The organism is Vibrio sp. 10N.222.55.C6 (assembly GCF_041473395.1).
In the GTDB taxonomy this organism is placed as follows: Bacteria; Pseudomonadota; Gammaproteobacteria; order Enterobacterales; family Vibrionaceae; genus Vibrio; species Vibrio crassostreae_C.
On the sequence record NZ_JBFRSD010000412.1, the window covers coordinates 1 to 519 of the forward strand.

The 519-nt window shown below is 51.6% G+C and carries 1 pseudogene; it reads right to left on the reverse strand.

What is annotated here, in order from left to right:
- A pseudogene (locus tag AB4486_RS24365) lies at positions 1-497 on the reverse strand (hypothetical protein); the annotation flags it as partial.
- Positions 498-519 lie beyond the last annotated feature (22 nt).

Sequence of the window (519 nt, forward strand, 5' to 3'; positions counted from 1 at the left end):
TCAATGCCTTGGTATTGCCCAAAGGCGCGCCATGCGTCACTCACCATGGAAAAAGCCAAAGGCGTTTCTTTTAAGCGTTTGATTTGTTCTCGAGTTTCCCACTGAAAACGATAAGGGCGGGTTTGGGCTACACTTGAGACGCCTTTTGTCCAAAGTCCAATCCACTCGTTGTCGTTTGACTCCGCCTTTTGAAGTCGTTCTTGATCACCACTTGGTTTGCGCTTGCTGCCCAAACGTTGGCTCAGAGCCTCCGCCAGCTGTGCATGAGTAAAGCTCGGCAGGTGGCGCTGCTTTTCAGAGGGTGAAAGCTGGGCGTATTGAGGGCTGAGTCTCATCAGAAGACGAGTGATGTCATTGGAACCTGGTTTCATTCCCCAGAGGTATCTCAGCTCGGCATGTGTGTATTCTCTCTGTTGAGGGAGAAAGGCAGGCGCGACCCATTCCATGCCATGCAGGTAATGCAGTCGGGTTGTCGCATAGTGTTGATGGCCCAGCATTCGACCGATTTCATCAAACAGC